Origin of the sequence: Streptomyces justiciae (genome assembly GCF_015163075.1) — a bacterium.
Taxonomy (GTDB): Bacteria; Actinomycetota; Actinomycetes; order Streptomycetales; family Streptomycetaceae; genus Streptomyces; species Streptomyces justiciae.
In genome coordinates this window covers 535,343-551,229 of the sequence record NZ_JADDXU010000001.1, presented here as the reverse complement: position 1 = coordinate 551,229, position 15,887 = coordinate 535,343, and the positions used below count along the sequence as shown (strand labels likewise).

Below are 15,887 nucleotides of genomic sequence, written 5' to 3'. Positions count from 1 at the left end.
GTTTAGGGGTGTCCCGGGCGTGTCCCGAAACGCGTTTGTTCTGTAACGGTGCGCCCCCCGATGCGTTGCGCGCGCCGGGCCTGCGCCAGGATGTCTGGAACACATAAGTATCTGGAGGGGAACCCAGTAATGAGCTACAACCAGCCGGGCCCGTACGGCGGGCAGCCCCAGCAGCCCGGTCCGTACGGCCAGCCGGGCCCCTACGGCCAGCAGCCGCCGCAGGCCCCCCAGCCCGGCTATGGCTACCCTCAGCAGCCGACCGCACCCCAGCCGGGCTACGGCTACCCGCAGCAGCCCCCGCAGGGCGTCCCGCCGCAGGGCCAGCCGCCGTACGGCCAGCAGCCCTACGGCCAGGCCCCGTACGGAGTCCCCCAGCCCCCGGCTCCGGGCGGCGGCAAGAAGAAGCTGGGCATCATCATCGGCGCGGTGGCGGTCGTGGCCGCGATCGCGGTGGGGGCGACGCTGCTGCTCAAGGGCGGCAGTGACGGCGGGTCGGACATCGCGGACGACGGCACGTACAAGCTGACGGCGCCGGCGACGGTCATCGACAACGAGTACAAGAAGGGCGACGGCACCGAGGCCGACGGGCTCACCGAGAGCGACGTCAAGGACGCCGAGTCGTGGGGCGTCAAGAACGCCAAGGACGTCAGCGCGGACTACTCCGCCGGGTCGGAGACCGCACCTAAGCAGCTGATGTTCGCGGGCGTGTACGGCTCCATCGAAGATCCCGAGAAGGTCGTCGACGCGATGTTCGCCAACATGAAGAAGGAGTCCGAGAAGGACTCGGACTCCGGTCAGAAGCTCGTGGGCTCCCCCACCGAGCAGAAGCCCGCCGGTTTCGAGAACGGCGTCATGAAGTGCCAGGAGATCCAGTCCACCGAATCCGGCATGACCGTGAAGATGCCGTTCTGCGTCTGGGGTGACCACAGCACGGTTGCCTACGTGATCTCGTACGACGTGGCCGAGATGATCGCGGGCAAGAGCAAGACGATGGCGGAGGCGGCAGAGCTGACCGCCAAGCTCCGCACGGACGTGCGCGTGAAGGCCTGACGTTCGTCAACTGCGAAGGGGCCCCGGTCGGTTGACCGGGGCCCCTTCGTTCGTGTGTCTGTCCGCGGCCGCTACGCCGTCTTCTGCTCCCCCGAGCCCCGTCCGCCCCGCGCGTCGCGTGGGATCAGGGTCGGGTTGACGTTGGAGTGGACCACGTCTGCTGTGATGACGACCCTGGCCACGTCCTTGCGGGACGGGATTTCGTACATCACGCCCTGGAGGACTTCCTCCATGATGGCGCGGAGGCCTCGGGCGCCGGTCTGGCGGAGGATGGCCTGGTCGGCGATGGCTTCCAGGGCCTCGCGCTCGAAGTCCAGTTCCACGCCGTCGAGTTCGAAGAGGCGCTGGTACTGCTTCACCAGGGCGTTGCGAGGCTCGACCAGGATCTGGAGCAGGGCCTCGCGGTCCAGGTTGTGGACCGACGTGATGACCGGGAGGCGGCCGATGAACTCCGGGATCATCCCGAACTTCACCAGGTCCTCCGGCATGACGTCCTCGAACTGGTCCTTGGCCTCCAGCTCGCGCTTCGAGCGGATCGTCGCGCCGAAGCCGATGCCCTTGGCCCCCGCCCGCGACTCGATGATCTTCTCCAGGCCCGCGAAGGCACCGCCCACGATGAACAGGACGTTCGTCGTGTCGATCTGGATGAACTCCTGGTGCGGGTGCTTGCGGCCGCCCTGGGGCGGGACCGACGCCGTGGTGCCTTCGAGGATCTTGAGCAGGGCCTGTTGCACGCCCTCGCCGCTCACGTCGCGTGTGATGGAGGGGTTTTCACTCTTCCTCGCGACCTTGTCGATCTCATCGATGTAGATGATCCCGGTCTCGGCCTTCTTGACGTCGTAGTCCGCCGCCTGGATGAGCTTGAGCAGGATGTTCTCGACGTCTTCGCCGACGTAACCCGCCTCCGTGAGCGCGGTGGCGTCCGCGATCGCGAACGGGACGTTCAGCATGCGGGCCAGGGTCTGCGCCAACAGCGTCTTGCCCGAGCCCGTGGGGCCCAGCAGCAGGATGTTGGACTTCGCCAACTCGATCGCGTCGTCACGGCCGTTGGCGCCGCCGTTCTCGCCGGCCTGGACGCGCTTGTAGTGGTTGTAGACCGCGACCGAGAGCGCCTTCTTGGCTGCTTCCTGGCCGACCACGTAGCCCTCGAGGAACTCGTAGATCTCGCGGGGCTTGGGGAGTTCCTCCCAGCGCACCTCGCTCGTCTCCGCGAGTTCTTCCTCGATGATCTCGTTGCAGAGATCGATGCACTCGTCGCAGATGTAGACACCGGGCCCTGCGATGAGCTTCTTGACCTGCTTCTGGCTCTTGCCGCAGAACGAGCACTTGAGCAGATCGCCGCCGTCACCGATGCGTGCCACGGTGTGCTTCCCCTTCGCCTGGGAGACGACTGGACGCTTTCGTATCCAGCGGCTCCTGGTGCTGCCTTAATCCGACGGTACCTTGCCTGGCCCCCCGTTCGGGCCCCCCTTGGCCGGGTTCACTTTGACGTGCAGCGTGTCAAAGCACACGAACCATGCCAAGGGGCGGCAGACGATACAGCAGCCGCGTCAGCGGACTGCGGCGTTGTTCATCTTCCGGGTGGAGATGATCTGGTCGATCAGGCCGTACGAGAGCGCCTCCTCGGCCGTGAGGATCTTGTCGCGCTCGATGTCCTCGCGGATCTTCTCGATCGGCGTGGTGGAGTGCTTGGCCAGCATCTCCTCCAGCTGCGAGCGCATCCGCAGGATCTCGTTGGCGGCGATCTCCAGGTCGGAGACCTGACCGCGGCCGGTCTCGCTGTACGGCTGGTGGATCAGCACGCGGGCGTTCGGGAGCGCCATGCGCTTGCCCGGCGTACCGGCGGCCAGCAGGACGGCGGCGGCGGAGGCCGCCTGGCCCATGCAGACCGTCTGGATGTCCGGCTTCACGAACTGCATCGTGTCGTAGATCGCCGTCAGCGCGGTGAAGGAGCCACCGGGGCTGTTGATGTAGACCGAGATGTCCCGGTCGGGGTCCATCGACTCCAGGCACAGCAGCTGCGCCATGACGTCGTTGGCGGAGGCGTCGTCGATCTGGACGCCGAGGAAGATCACGCGCTCCTCGAAGAGCTTCGCGTACGGGTCGTACTCACGAATGCCCTGCGAGGTGCGCTCGACGAAGCGCGGGATGACGTACCGGGACTCCGCCGAGGGGCCCGTGTACTCGGCGCGCGTGCGGTCGTACAGGCCGCTGCCGGGGAAGTCGTTCACTGTCTGTCTCCTAGGAGCTGAGGCGGTCGGCTGGGGGCTCTGCGGGCCGTTGCGGGCCCTGCGGTGGGGCTCAGGCCCCGGTGCCGCCGCCGCCCGGCATGTTGGCGGCCGTGGTGATGACCTCGTCGATGAGGCCGTACTCCTTGGCCTCCTCCGCGTCGAACCAGCGGTCGCGGTCGGAGTCGCGGGTGATCTGCTCGAACGACTGGCCGGTGTGCTGCGAGGTGAGCTCGGCCATGCGCTTCTTGGTGTGCAGCAGCCGCTCGGCGTGGATCTTGATGTCCGAGGCCGAGCCGGCGAGGCCGGCGGACGGCTGGTGGATCAGGATCTCGGCGTTCGGCAGCGCGAAGCGCTTGCCGGGGGTGCCCGCGCTGAGCAGGAACTGGCCCATGGAGGCGGCGAGGCCCATGGCGATCGTCACCACGTCGTTCTTGATGTACTGCATGGTGTCGTAGATCGCCATGCCGGCCGTGATCGAACCGCCCGGGCTGTTGATGTAGAGGTAGATGTCCTTGTCCGGGTCCGCGGCAAGGAGCAGCAGCTGTGCGGTGATCTTGTTCGCGATGTCGTCGTCGACCGGCTGGCCGAGGAAGATGATCCGCTCGTTGAGCAGCCGGTTGTAGACCTGGTCGCCGAGGCCACCACCGATGGAAGGCTCGCCGGCGGCGGAGGGCATCAGATTCGTCACGTATCCACCTGCTCGTCTTACGACGGCGCCGGGCCGTCTTCACGTGTTCCCTGCGGGGGCCTCCGGCGGTTCGGCCGACTGGGGGCCCCATACTCATGGACCCTAACGCGCTGGTCCCCCTGGGGAATCCCGGAGTAGGGGGTGTTCGCCGGGGGCGTAGAGCATGCGGAGGGTGTTTGGTCGCCACCCGCCGTGGTCGTCGCGGTGCGTGGCAGGCTGCGGGTTCGTCGTGGCTTGTCGCGCAGTTCCCCGCGCCCCTGCCTGCACCTCCGCGCCCCAAGCCGGAAGGGCCCTCGGGATCATGTCCCCGAGGGCCCTTCCTACGACGTACAAGGTGCCGTGGGCTCAGCCCTCGGTCTTCTCGGTGGCGGCCTCGGTGGCGTCCGCCTCGGTGGCCTCGGCGGCGACCTCGGCGGCCTCCTCGACCTCGTCCTCGTCGTCGAGGTCGATGACCTCGCCGTTGGTGTCCTTCACCGTGGCGGCCTCGACCACGACGGCCAGGGCCTTGCCGCGGGCGACCTCGCCGACGAGGAGCGGAACCTGGCCGCCCTCGACGACCGCCTGGGCGAACTGGTCGGGGGACATGCCGGAGGAGGCGGCGCGGCGCATGAGGTGCTCGGTGAGCTCCTCCTGGTTCACGTTCAGCTTCTCGCGCTTGACCAGGGCGTCCAGGACGAACTGGGTCTTGATGCCCTTGACCGCGGCGTCCTTGGTCTCGGTGTCGAACTCCTCGGCCGTCTTGCCCTGGATCTCGAGGTACTTCTCGAGGTCGAGGCCCATCTGGCCGAGCTGGTGGTGCTCCAGGTTGTGCTTGCGGGTGTTGATCTCGTCCTCGAGCAGCTTCTCGGGGACGGGCACCTCGACGAGCTCCAGGAGCTTCTCCAGGACGCGCTCCTGGGCCTGGGTGGCCTGGTCGTACTGCTTCATGTTCTCGAGGCGCTTGCGGCTGTCGGCCTTCAGCTCGTCGAGGGTGTCGAACTCGGAGGCGAGCTGCGCGAACTCGTCGTCCAGCTCGGGCAGTTCGCGGGCGGCGACCTGGGTGACCTTGACGGTGACCTCGGCCTCCTTGCCGGCGGCGGAGCCGCCCTTGAGCTCGGAGGTGAAGGTGGCTTCGCCACCGGCCTCCAGGCCCTTCACGGCGTCGTCGATGCCGTCGAGGAGCTCGCCGGAGCCGATGGTGTAGGAGACACCGCTGGCGATGCCGTCCTCGAGGACCTCTCCGTCGACCTTGGCCTCCAGGTCGATCGTGACGACGTCGCCGTCCTCGGCGGCGCGCTCGACCGGGGAGGTGGAGGCGAAGCGCTCACGGAGCTGCTCGACGGACTTGTCGACGTCCTCGTCGGTGACCTCGACGGCGTCGACCTCGACCTCGATGCCGGAGAAGTCCGGGATCTCGAGGGCGGGGCGGATGTCGACCTCGGCGGTGAAGTTCAGCGTGTCGCCGTCCTTCAGCTCCGTGATGTCCACCTCGGGCTGGCCGAGGACGTCCAGGTCGGCCTCGTTGACCGCCTCGGTGTAGAACTTCGGAAGCGCGTCGTTGACCGCCTCCTCCAGGACCGCACCGCGGCCGAACCGCTGGTCGATGACGCGGGCCGGGATCTTGCCCTTGCGGAAGCCCTTCACCGTGACCTGCTGGTTGATCTTCTTGTACGCCGCGTCGAGGCTGTCCTTGAGCTCCTCGAAGGGCACCTCGACAGTGAGCCGAACCCGCGTCGGGTTCAGGTTCTCAACGGCGCTCTTCACGGTTCGGTCTCCTTGTGGCTGACTTCTTGGATTCTGCCGGGGCCAGAACGGCTCCGGCGGATTCGCCGCCCGGAGGATGTCGTCGGGGTCGGACGAGAGACACACGGGCATGCAGCTTGCATAGTAACCGCAGCCACGACACGCCCCAAAAGGCGATCAAGCAAGATGGTCGGGGTGGCGGGATTTGAACCCACGGCCTTCCGCTCCCAAAGCGGACGCGCTACCAAGCTGCGCCACACCCCGTCTGGTGCGACACGTAGGGTACATGCCCGCAGGCCATGGGATCGCCGCATTTACGGGCTGCGCCGCAAGGTTGGCCGGGGTGTGCGGCGAAGGGGGCCGACCCGCTACGATGCCTTCTGTGCCGCGGTCCTCCGACCTGCGGCGCGTCCTGTGCGGGCGTAGCTCAATGGTAGAGCCCTAGTCTTCCAAACTAGCTACGCGGGTTCGATTCCCGTCGCCCGCTCTGACACGGCAGAGGGCCCGGTTCCTGAGGAACCGGGCCCTCTCGTCGTACCAGGCCGTCGTCCCAGGTCAGAGCGTTCGTACGTCGACCGTGCAGACCGAGCGCAGGCCGTACGGGACGTAGAGGGCGTCGCCGACCAGGGTGAGGGGGACGCCAGGTAGAGGTGGGTGCGGGAGGCGGTGGGCGGGCCCGCGAGTTCCACGCCGGAGTTGCCCTCCCACAGCTGGCGAGGGTCGGGGTCGCGGCCTCCGGCTGGGGCTTGGCGAGCTTCACCGTGGTGACGATGTGCGTGGACGTCTTGATCAGGGTCAGGGTGCGGCGAGGGCCGGTGGTGTTGAGCAGCAGCAGGCGGCCGTCGCGCCGGCCGACGATGTCGATGTCGCCCTTGAGCTTGACCGTCCAGCGGGGCTTTCCGGTGGCCGGGTCGAGCTGGCTGACGTTCGTGTTCTCGATGTCGTCGGTCGTGTACTTCGCGGTGAGCAAGTACGCCTGTCCGCCGGCACTGCGGAGGAGGCTCATGTACTGGTTCGGGTTCGGCAAGGGGCGCTTCCAGCGGATCCTGCCGATCTCGGCGTCGAGGAGGGCGTACTGGTTGCCCGTCCTGCCGTAGACGGTGACGACGCCCGCGGGGACGGCGGCGGAGGCGCCCTGGTCGCTGCTCGGCTCGGTGCCGTCCGCGCTGTCGGCGGTGACCGTCTTCCAGGCCGGCTTCCCGGTCTCGGCGTCCAGGGCCTGGATCGTGTAGCGGGTCGGGTACGACGTCTGGCCGCCGGTGGGCCGGTCGTCGGCGCCGTAGACGTACACGCGGCCGTCGCGGGCGCCGATGATCGTGCCGCGCCGGAGCTGCTGCTGCCGAAGTCGGTGTCCTCGGCGGTCGGGGTCGATGGGCCGGCCCCAGGTGTTGGCGCCGTCGGCCAGGGCGAAGCGGGTGGCCATGATCTCGTCGCCCGCGCAGACCAGGGAGGTGCCGGAGGCGACGCAGTGGTTGAAGAGGGCGGTGGGGCCCATCGGGTCCTTGTCGACGCTGGGGTCCTTCGCCTGCCGGTGCCAGGCCTCCCAGCCGGTGGGGAGGTTTCCCGGGTCGGTGGCCTCGTCGTCGGTGAGGGCGAGGGTGGTGCCGACGATGGCCGCGAGGACGGCGGCGCCCGCCGTCGCGGCGAGCCAGAGGCGGCCGCGGCGTCGGCGGGGGCGCGGGGTCGACGAGGGTCGGGGGGCCGGTGGTGGGCAGGGTGCCGTCACGCAGCAGGCGGAGCAACTCGTCGGCCGTGGGGCGGGACTTGGGCTCCTTCTCCAGGCAGAGACGAATGAAGGGGAACAACTCCGGGTGGACGTCGGTGAGTTCCGGGGTGCCCTCGGCCACGCGGATCGCCGTCTCGTAGGGGCTCGGGCTGTCGAACGGGCCCTTGCCGGAGGCGGCGAAGGCGACCACCGCGCCGAGGGAGAAGATGTCCGCCGCGGGGCCCACCTCGTGCGGGGCGGAGAACTGTTCCGGGGACATGAAGGGCGGGGTGCCCTCCCCCATCGCGGCCGGTCTGGGTGAGAGCGTCGGAGGCGGCGAGCTCGGTGGCGCGGGAGATGCCGAAGTCGATGACGCGGGGGCCGTCGTCGGCGAGCATCACATTGGCGGGTTTGAGGTCCTGGTGGACGACGCCGGCGCGGTGGATGTCGCGCAGGGCCTCGGCAAGGCCGGCGGCCAACTCCCGGGCGCGGGACGGCGGCAGAGGGCCGTGGACGCGTATGTGGGTGCCGAGGTCGGCGCCCGGTATGGAGAGCATGGCCATCCAGGGGCGCGGCGCGTCGGCGTCCGCGTCCACGACGGGTGCGGTGAAGGCGCCGCTGACCTGGCGGGCGGCGTCCACCTCGCGGCGGAACCGGGCGCGGAACTCGTCGTCGTCCGCGTACTGGCCGTGCACGACCTTGACCGCGAGGCGGCGGCCGGAGGCGGAGCGGGCGAGATGACCACACCCTCCCCCACTCTCGACTTCGCTCGAGCGGGGGGACCCCCATCACCGCTGCCCAGCCGGTCCTCGATGCGGTAACCGCCCACTTCCGCCGGGTCCGAGTCGCGCAGCGCCATCCCCGTACGTTCCCCCGTCCGTCACCGGCCCCCGTGACCGGGCTGGTCAGCCTAGCCCGGCGGCTCAACGGGGTCAGAACTGGATCGAGTTGATGGTCTCCGCTATCGAGTTGAGGAAGCGCTGGATGTCGTCGGCCATGCCTGTCGAGGCGAGGAAGAAGCCGAACAGCACGGCCACGACCGCGGGTCCGGCCTTGAGGGACCCGCCACGGATCAACACCACCATGATGATCGCCAACAGCAGCACCACTGACAGCGAAATGGCCACAACTGATCACACCCTAGGTCGGTCCGCTCTCCCGGCCCGGGGGTGCCAGCCCCGCGCACCCCCGCCAGAACCATCGTGCCACCAACCAAGCCGCTGTATGCGGCAGGTGAGACATCGTTGACCACACCTGTGCCCGAACTGTGCGGCGCCGTCCGGGTCCGTGACCAACACCCCTAGTTCCGTACAGCAATTCGAGCGCGCACTCACACGGGGATCGCACAGGGAATTCGACCGGATCGTTTCGGTCTCCACACATCCCGTTCGCAGGTAATTCGAAAATGAGCGGCGGCCACAACGGGCCCACAGGAAGCGGACATTCCACCGGAGTCGCCTGCTGGTCATATGCCCTATTTAGTCGGGATGAATCACACCAATACGACCCTTGCGGTGACGACTGGGCCTATCCATTCGCTGTGTTCACCGTCACGTGGAAAATGGCGTCGGCCTGCCGAAATATCGGGTACCCGAAGCCGATAACCAGGAATGACGTGGCCGGTTTTACGAAATCGGACAGACAACGCTAGGGTGCCTCAGATGTTCCACGCCGCCTCGCCCCGAGTGCCGCTCCCGTCGGCACAGTCGTCGGCACCCGGAGTGCCGAGCCCCCGCTCACCGCTCGCTCAAGCGCAGCCTCGGCACAAGCCACAGGGCAAGCAGCGTGACGCGTTCTTCGACAACGCCAAGTACCTGGCGATCGTGCTCGTCGCGGTCGGTCACGCCTGGGAGCCTCTCAAGGGCGACAGTCGCATCCTGGAGGGCGTGTACACGGTCGTGTACTCCTTCCACATGCCGGCGTTCATCATCATCTCCGGCTTCTTCTCCCGCAGTTTCGACATGCGTCCCGACCGGCTCAAGCGGCTGATCACGGGCGTGGCGGTGCCGTACGTCCTCTTCGAGACGGCGTACGTCCTCTTCGACCGCACGGTCGGCGGCGACTCCGGCAAGGACATCAGCCTGCTCGACCCCTGGTATCTGACCTGGTTCCTGTGCGCGTTGTTCGTCTGGCGGCTGTGCACCCCGGTCCTGAAGCTGATCCGCTGGCCGCTCCCCTTCGCCCTCGGCGTCGCCATGCTGGCGTCCGTGGCGCCGTCCATCGGCAACGACCTGGACCTCCAGCGGGTGTTGCAGTTCCTTCCGTACTTTGTCCTCGGGCTGTGCATGAAGGCCGAGCACTTCCACATGGTGCGGACCTGGCGGATGCGGATCCTGGCCGTGCCGGTGTTCGCCGCCGCGCTGGCCGTCGGCTGGTGGGCGGTGCCGCGCATGAACACCGCGTGGTTCTACCACCGGGACGCCGCCCAGGACCTGGGCGCCCCGTGGTGGGTCGGTCCGGTGATGGTGCTCGCGATGTTCGGCTGCTCGCTGCTGCTGACCGCCTGCTTCTTCGCCTGGGTGCCGCGGCGGAAGATGTGGTTCACGGCGCTGGGTGCGGGCACGCTCTACGGCTATCTGCTGCACGGGTTCCTGGTGAAGGCCGGGGACTATCAGGGCTGGTTCGACCATGCCTGGCTGCATCGGCCTCTCGGCGAGATCTTCGTGAGTCTGGTTGCCGCTGCCGTCGTCACCGCGCTGTGCACCAAGCCTGTGCAGCGGGTGTTCCGGTTCGCCATGGAGCCGAAGATGGCGTGGGCGTTCAGGAGGGATGCGACGGAGATGGCGCGGGAGCGGCAGGTTCGCGAGAAGGTGCCGGCGTAGTTGCTTCGTCGTTCGGCCGCGGCTCCGCTGTGGCTGGTCGCGCAGTTCCCCGCGCCCCTTTAGGGCGTTGTCGGACTGGAGTTGAGACCTAGATGGTTGCGCATGTTCGCGTACTTCTCGGTCAGGCGGTCGCGGGTCGGGGGGTCCAGGACTTCTAGGCGGGCCGGGTCTGCGTTGTGGGACAGGTCCGCCTCCTTCACCAGCAGGGCGCCCGGGGTGGCGAGGATGCGGGTCGCGTACGTCTCGGGGGGCTCCCCCGGTCGCTTGGTGACCGCTCGCACGATGTCCTTCGTACGGGGGCTCAGTGCGGCCTCTGCCAGCCACTGTTCGGAGAGGGCGGCGTCCTCGACGGCGTCGTGGAGCCAGGCCGCCGCTATCTGGTCGGGGTCGCCGCCCCTTGCTCGGACGCCTTCCGCGACGGCCTGGAGGTGTTCGGCGTAGGGGCGTCCGGCCTTGTCGGTCTGGCCCTCGTGGGCGGTGCGGGCGAGGGACTCGATCTCGGCCAATGTCAGTGGTTCGGTCACTCGTCCAGTGTCTCCCTGCGGAGCGCCGCCTTGGCGGGGAGGGTGACCGCGGTCAGGCCGAGCGCGACGATGGTTCCCGCGAAGGCTCCGTACATCAGCGGTGGGATGTAAGGGCCCTGTCCCGTCAGCCCGTTCATCATCGGCACGAGTGTGGCGAGGGCGATCGCGGTGCCGAGGGCGATGCCGGCGAGGGCGACCAGCAGGGCCTCCCAGCGGATCATCCGCAGCACCTGGCGGCGGGTGGAGCCGATGAGGCGGAGCGTGCCGAGTTCGCGGCGGCGGTCGAGGACGGTCATCACCAGGGTGTTGACGGCGGCGACGGCCGCGAAGCCGCCGAGGACGGCCGCCATGAGGTTGTTCGCCCAGGCGTTGAGCTCGCGGTCCACGGACTGGGCGGTGGTGTAGCCGTCGCGGTCCCGAACGGTGCCGAGCGCCTTGAGACCGGCTGTCGTGCCGCCCTTGGTCCACAGTTCCGTGTCGTAGGCCGAGGTGACGTGGCCTTTCAAGTCGGTTCGGCTCAGGGTGACTTGGGCGAGGCCCAGGCCGCGGCCGTACGTCGCCACGACCCGCGGCGACGCCTTCGTGCCGTCGGGCAGGCGGAGGTGGAGGCGGTCGCCGACCCGGACGTCCGCGTTGTCGGCGAGGGACGCGTCGATCGCGATCTCGCCTCGCTTCACGGCCAGTTGGCCCGCCTTGACGTCCAGGTCCTGTACGGCGGCCAGGTCGCGGGCGGAGCCGGTGACGCCCTGTGCGGTGGCCGCCTCCAGGGCGCCGCCCGAACCGGGGACGAGCACGGAGGTCTTCAACAGGCCGATGGCGGCCCGGACTTCAGGGGTGCCCTCGGCCCGTCGTACGGCGTCGGGGGCTAGGCCGGGGGCGCCGTCCGGGGCGGTGACGATGTGGTCGGCGGTGATGCCGTCGCGCTGCTGCTGGGCGGTGACGTGGTCCTCACTGGTGTGCAGGAAGACCAGCACCGAGGAGAACGCCATCGCGAGCACGATCGGGGTGATCGCGGAGGCCAGACGGCGGGCGTTGGTACGGGAGTTGGCGGCGGCCAGGGCCGCGGAGGCGCTTCCGCCGCGCAGCGGCAGGCCGAACAGGGCCGCGCAGGCACGGGCGACCAGCGGGCCGAGCAGGCCCACGGCGAGCATGAAGAGCACGACGATCCCGAGGGCCGCGTTGGCCGCGTCCTCGCCCGTCAGGGAGGCGGACAGGGCGGCGCAGACGATCCCGCCCGCGACCGCGGCGAGGCCGAGCGGGGTGCGGATCCAGCCGACGCGCAGCCGCTCCACGCTCGCCTCGCTCAGCGCCTGGCCCGGCTTGATGCGGGAGCTGCGGTGGGCGGCGATGTAGCCGGAGAGGAGGGCGGTGAGGAGTACGGCGCCGGTCGCGGAGACGAGGGGGATCCAGGAGACGGCCAGGTCGACCTGTTCCGGGACCGCGCCCCGGTCGCGGAGTTGGTCCAGCCACCAGGCCGCGAGGGCCGTGCCCGGCAGACAGCCGAGGGCGGCCGCGAGCGGGGCGGCGAGGAGGGTCTCGGTGGCGATGGTGCGGCGGATCTGGCGCGGGGTGGTGCCGATGGCGCGCAGCAGGGCGAACTCGCGGGCGCGTTGGCCGACGGCCAGGGCGATGGTGCCGGCCGCGGTGAACATGGCGACGACCGTGGCGACGCCGCCGAAGGAGCCGCCGATGCCGATGAGGACCTCTTTGGCCTCGTCGAGGGTGGGGTCCGCGACGGTGCCGCGGCCGTCCCCGGTGTGGATCTTGGCCTGGCCGTCCAGGGCGTGGGCGACCTGGGCCGCCAGGGTGCCGGTGGCGACGTCGGGCTTCGGGAGTACGGCGATGGCGTCGATGCGGCCCGGGTGCCCTGAGACTCGTACGGCTTCCGTGTCGGCCAGCCAGACGCCGGGTGCGGTGGTCGTGCCGGAGACGCGGTAGGTGTGGGTGCCGTCGGGGGTGGTGAGGGTGACGCGGTCGCCGATCTCTGCGTTGCCCAGGACCACTTCGCCGGGGTTGGGGGCGTGGCCCGCGGTGAGGTGTTCGCCGGTGAAGGCGGTGGCGGACCAGTTGTGGGCGGTGAGGGGGCCGTGCGGGCCGGTGACCGGGAAGGTGACGTCGGGTACGGCGGTGCGGGCGCCGGGGGCGCTGGCCGCCTTGGCTACCAGGGTGGCGTCGAGGCGGGCGCGGTCGGGGACCGGTTCGCTGTCGGCGCTGTCGCCCTTGCCGTAGTGGGCCTGCTGGTCGGCGGCGGCCACGACGGGGGCGCCCGCGTAGCGGCCGGGCGGGACCTCGGCGCGGACGCCGGTCTCCAGGAGGATGCCGCAGGCCGACACGATCGCGGCGGCCATGACGAGGGCCACGAAGGTGCCGACGAACGCGGAGGGGCGGAAGCGGAGGGCTGCGCGGGCCAGGCCGTTGGGACGCATCAGGCGGCTGCCTTCACGTCGTCCCGGCGGGCCGTGAGGGTCTTCATGCGGGTGGCGATCTGGTCGGGGGTCGGGCGGTCCAGGTGGGTGGTGAGTTCGCCGTCCGCCAGGAACAGGACGCGGTCGGCCCAGGACGCCGCCGTGGGGTCGTGGGTGACCATGACGACCGTGGCGCGCTCGGTGTCGACGGCCCGGCGGAGGAGGGTGAGGATCTCGGCCGCGGTGGTGGTGTCCAGGGCGCCGGTCGGTTCGTCGGCGAAGACCACGTCGGGGCGGGTGACGAGGGCGCGGGCGATGGCGACGCGCTGCTGCTGGCCGCCGGAGAGCTGGCCGGGGCGACGGCGGGCCTTGTCGGCGAGGCCGACCTGGGCGAGGACCTCGGCGGTGCGGCGGCGGTCGGGGCGGCGGCCCGCGAGGCGCGTCGGGAGGGCGACGTTCTGCTCGACCGTGAGGGACGGGAGCAGGTTGAAGGCCTGGAAGACGAAGCCGAGGCGGGTGCGGCGGAGGGCGGTGAGCTTGTTCTCCTTCATGCCGGTGATCTCCGTGCCGCCGAGGCGGACCGTGCCGGCGGTGGGGCGGTCGAGGCCGGCCGCGCACTGGAGGAACGTGGACTTGCCGGAGCCGGAGGGGCCCATGACCGCGGTGAAGGTGCCCGGGGGGAGGGTGAGGTCGATGCCGCGGAGGGCGTGGACGGCGGTGCGGCCGCGGCCGTAGCGCCGCTGCACTCCGTGGAGTTCGACGGCCCATTCGCCTGGGGTGGGCATGGGGGATTTCTTCCGGTCCGAGGTCATGTATTTGACGCTACGGAGGGGAGGGTGGGCGGGGCGATGAGGAGCGCTGGCGAATCTGGGCTGGGGAAAACCCCACCTTGGCGGGGGTTGGGTTGGGTGGGGTGTGGGCTGGGGCTGGGGAGGGTGGTCGGGTGCGGCTGGGTGGGGGCTAGGGTCGGGGGGTTTTCGCTTGCCCGCGCTGGCGGGGTGCCGCTACGCCCACCCGTGCCGCCCCAGCGGCACGACTGCCCGCAGCGGCGGCAGATGAACGGCGGACGCTGCACGGGCGGGCGCCGCGCCAGCAGCACGAACGCCCGCGGCGGCGGCAGATGAACGGCGGACGCTGCATGGATGGGCGCCGCGCCAGCGGCACGAACGCCCGCAGCTAACGCAGATGGAAACCTGCCGCGGCACGGGTGAGCGCCGCCCCAGCGGCACGACTGCCCACAGCGGCGGCAGATGAACGGCGGAGGCTGCTGGGGTGGGCGCCGCGCCAGCGGCACGAACGCCCGCAGCTAACGCGGATGGACACCTGCCGCGGCACGGGTGGGCGCAGCGCCAGCGGCACGACCGCACGCAGTTACCCAGGGATTCCGGCACCGCTGCCGCACGAACGCCCGCGGCTGCGCAGGTTTCCGGTACCCCTGCCGCACGAGCGTCCGCGGCTAAGCGGAGGTGGCTGCCTGGGCTGTTGGGCCTTCCCGGCAGATCAGCAGGAGTGCTCTGTCGTCGTTGACGTCCTTGGCCACTGCCTCGATCAGGTGCCAAGCCGCGCCGTGGAAGCCGCCGGCCACGTAGCGGTCGGCTTCGCCGGTCAGGCGGTCTATGCCCTCCACGATGTCCCGGTCCGAGGTTTCCACGAGGCCGTCCGTGAAGAGCATCAGGACGTCGCCGGGGCGCAGGGAGCCCTTCACGGGGTCGAACTGGGCGCCGTCGTAGACGCCGAGGAGGGGGCCTTCCGCTGCCTTCTCCTCCCAGCGGCCGCTGCCCGCGCTCAGTTGGAGGCCCGGCGGGTGGCCCGCGGAGTAGAGCTCGTAGTCGCCGGAGTCCAGGTCGAGGACCAGGTGGATGGAGGTGGCGAAGCCCTCGTCCCAGTCCTGGCGGAGGAGGTAGCCGTTGGCTGCGGGCAGGAAGGCGTGCGGGGGCAGGCTGCCCAGGAGGCCGCCGAAGGCGCCTGAGAGGAGCAGGGCTCGGCTGCCCGCGTCCATGCCCTTGCCGGAGACGTCCGTCAGGACGACCTCCATCGTGCGGCCGCCGTTGGTGCGGGCCGCGACCACGAAGTCGCCGGAGAAGGACTGCCCGCCCGCCGGGCGCAGGGCCATCTCGCGGTGCCAGCCGGGCGGGAGCTTCGGGAGCTTGCTCTGGACGCGGATGCGTTCGCGCAGGTCGAAGAGCATGGTGCCGCCGCGCCGCCAGGGCACGCCGACCCGGCTGCGGAACTGGGCGATGAGGAGGCCGAAGAAGCCGCAGGCCGCCACGACGAGGACGATGCCGGGGGTGACTCGGCTGGGGCCCTCCGTGTACGGGCCCAGCTGCACCGACTCCACGATCAGTGCCGTCGCCGCCGCCGCGTACAGGCCCAGCAGGCTCGCCGGGCGCAGCAGCAGTCCGCCCGCGACGATCGGGAGGACCAGCGCGGCCGGTGAACACCACACCGAGTTCATGAGTGTGGTGGCCGCGATCAGCGGGATCGTGAGGAGCAGACCGGCCAGTGCGACCCAGTCCGAGCCGTCCCCGCGGAAGTAGTCCACGGCGCTTCTGCGCAGGCCGACGCGGGCCCGGTGCCACTGCATCTTCAACCGGGCCGTGAACGTCTCGGCTTCCGCGCGCCGCTCTCGTCCTGCTGCCATTAGTTCGGGACCCTATCCATCGGACCAGCTGCTTGGCACGGGAGGTCCCACTTGTCCCCCGTCCGAGGTTCAACTTCACAGTGAACTTCACGGAAAGCC

At 69.9% G+C, this 15,887-nt stretch carries 12 protein-coding genes, 2 tRNA genes and 2 pseudogenes; 3 read left to right on the top strand and 13 right to left on the bottom strand.

What is annotated here, in order from left to right; translation table 11 throughout:
- The first annotated feature begins 129 nt into the window (after positions 1-129).
- On the top strand, positions 130-1,050 hold the full coding sequence (locus tag IQ210_RS02455; protein WP_194076391.1) for a hypothetical protein: 921 nt from the start codon (positions 130-132) through the stop codon (positions 1,048-1,050).
- Positions 1,051-1,121: 71 nt separating this feature from the next.
- On the opposite strand, the gene clpX is transcribed toward IQ210_RS02455, so the two are convergent.
- The 5 genes from clpX to IQ210_RS02430 form a co-directional block, all read right to left on the bottom strand.
- On the bottom strand, positions 1,122-2,411 hold the full coding sequence (gene clpX, locus IQ210_RS02450) for an ATP-dependent Clp protease ATP-binding subunit ClpX (RefSeq protein WP_194076389.1): 1,290 nt from the start codon (positions 2,409-2,411) through the stop codon (positions 1,122-1,124).
- A gap of 189 nt (positions 2,412-2,600) precedes the next feature.
- Complete coding sequence (locus tag IQ210_RS02445) at positions 2,601-3,281, bottom strand: ATP-dependent Clp protease proteolytic subunit (RefSeq protein ID WP_314201779.1); 681 nt, start codon at positions 3,279-3,281, stop codon at positions 2,601-2,603.
- 70 nt (positions 3,282-3,351) lie between these two features.
- Complete coding sequence (locus IQ210_RS02440) at positions 3,352-3,957, bottom strand: ATP-dependent Clp protease proteolytic subunit (RefSeq protein ID WP_079311141.1); 606 nt, start codon at positions 3,955-3,957, stop codon at positions 3,352-3,354.
- A gap of 357 nt (positions 3,958-4,314) precedes the next feature.
- Positions 4,315-5,712 (bottom strand): trigger factor, encoded by a 1,398-nt coding sequence (tig, locus tag IQ210_RS02435; protein ID WP_194076386.1) that lies wholly within the window; start codon positions 5,710-5,712, stop codon positions 4,315-4,317.
- Positions 5,713-5,878: 166 nt separating this feature from the next.
- Positions 5,879-5,955 (bottom strand) — tRNA-Pro (locus IQ210_RS02430).
- Between the two features lie 152 nt (positions 5,956-6,107).
- Between IQ210_RS02430 and IQ210_RS02425 the strand changes: the two genes are divergently transcribed.
- Positions 6,108-6,178, top strand: a tRNA-Gly gene (locus IQ210_RS02425).
- On the opposite strand, the gene IQ210_RS47055 is transcribed toward IQ210_RS02425, so the two are convergent.
- The 4 genes and pseudogenes from IQ210_RS47055 to IQ210_RS02415 form a co-directional block, all read right to left on the bottom strand.
- Entirely contained in the window at positions 6,146-7,417 is a 1,272-nt protein-coding gene (locus tag IQ210_RS47055; RefSeq protein WP_322656300.1) for an outer membrane protein assembly factor BamB family protein, read from the bottom strand. The two genes, IQ210_RS02425 and IQ210_RS47055, sit on opposite strands and share 33 nt — an antisense overlap.
- A 70-nt stretch (positions 7,418-7,487) precedes the next feature.
- Positions 7,488-7,676, bottom strand: a pseudogene (locus IQ210_RS47840) (hypothetical protein); the annotation flags it as partial.
- A gap of 118 nt (positions 7,677-7,794) precedes the next feature.
- A pseudogene (locus tag IQ210_RS47835) lies at positions 7,795-8,091 on the bottom strand (protein kinase domain-containing protein); the annotation flags it as partial.
- 237 nt (positions 8,092-8,328) lie between these two features.
- On the bottom strand, positions 8,329-8,523 hold the full coding sequence (locus IQ210_RS02415) for a hypothetical protein (protein ID WP_059191782.1): 195 nt from the start codon (positions 8,521-8,523) through the stop codon (positions 8,329-8,331).
- A gap of 534 nt (positions 8,524-9,057) precedes the next feature.
- On the opposite strand from IQ210_RS02415, the gene IQ210_RS02410 reads away from it, so the two are divergent.
- Complete coding sequence (locus IQ210_RS02410; protein ID WP_194076384.1) at positions 9,058-10,218, top strand: acyltransferase family protein; 1,161 nt, start codon at positions 9,058-9,060, stop codon at positions 10,216-10,218.
- A 59-nt stretch (positions 10,219-10,277) separates the two neighbouring features.
- Here IQ210_RS02410 and IQ210_RS02405 read toward each other — a convergent pair whose 3' ends face one another.
- From IQ210_RS02405 to IQ210_RS02390, 4 genes are all read right to left on the bottom strand, one after another.
- A complete protein-coding gene (locus IQ210_RS02405) occupies positions 10,278-10,742 on the bottom strand; it encodes an HD domain-containing protein (protein ID WP_194076382.1) in 465 nt (154 codons plus the stop codon).
- Positions 10,739-13,168 carry an FtsX-like permease family protein gene (locus IQ210_RS02400; RefSeq protein WP_194076379.1) on the bottom strand — a complete coding sequence of 810 codons (2,430 nt, stop codon included), beginning with the start codon at positions 13,166-13,168 and terminating at the stop codon, positions 10,739-10,741. The genes IQ210_RS02405 and IQ210_RS02400 overlap by 4 nt, the downstream gene beginning before the upstream one ends.
- Positions 13,168-13,959: an ABC transporter ATP-binding protein gene (locus tag IQ210_RS02395; RefSeq protein ID WP_194076376.1), complete on the bottom strand. Its 792-nt coding sequence runs from the start codon at positions 13,957-13,959 to the stop codon at positions 13,168-13,170. Before IQ210_RS02395 ends, IQ210_RS02400 begins: the two co-directional genes overlap by 1 nt.
- A 644-nt stretch (positions 13,960-14,603) precedes the next feature.
- Positions 14,604-15,788, bottom strand: coding sequence for a PP2C family protein-serine/threonine phosphatase (locus IQ210_RS02390; protein ID WP_194076366.1), 1,185 nt, complete (start codon positions 15,786-15,788; stop codon positions 14,604-14,606).
- Between the last annotated feature and the right edge of the window lie 99 nt (positions 15,789-15,887).

Coding starts and splice junctions, on each gene's coding strand:
- IQ210_RS02390 (WP_194076366.1), bottom strand. CDS start 15,788: ATGGCAGCAGGACGAGAGCGGCGCGCGGAAGCCGAGACGTTCACGGCC.
- IQ210_RS02410 (WP_194076384.1), top strand. CDS start 9,058: ATGTTCCACGCCGCCTCGCCCCGAGTGCCGCTCCCGTCGGCACAGTCG.
- IQ210_RS02455 (WP_194076391.1), top strand. CDS start 130: ATGAGCTACAACCAGCCGGGCCCGTACGGCGGGCAGCCCCAGCAGCCC.
- IQ210_RS02400 (WP_194076379.1), bottom strand. CDS start 13,168: ATGCGTCCCAACGGCCTGGCCCGCGCAGCCCTCCGCTTCCGCCCCTCC.
- IQ210_RS02440 (WP_079311141.1), bottom strand. CDS start 3,957: ATGCCCTCCGCCGCCGGCGAGCCTTCCATCGGTGGTGGCCTCGGCGAC.
- IQ210_RS02395 (WP_194076376.1), bottom strand. CDS start 13,959: ATGACCTCGGACCGGAAGAAATCCCCCATGCCCACCCCAGGCGAATGG.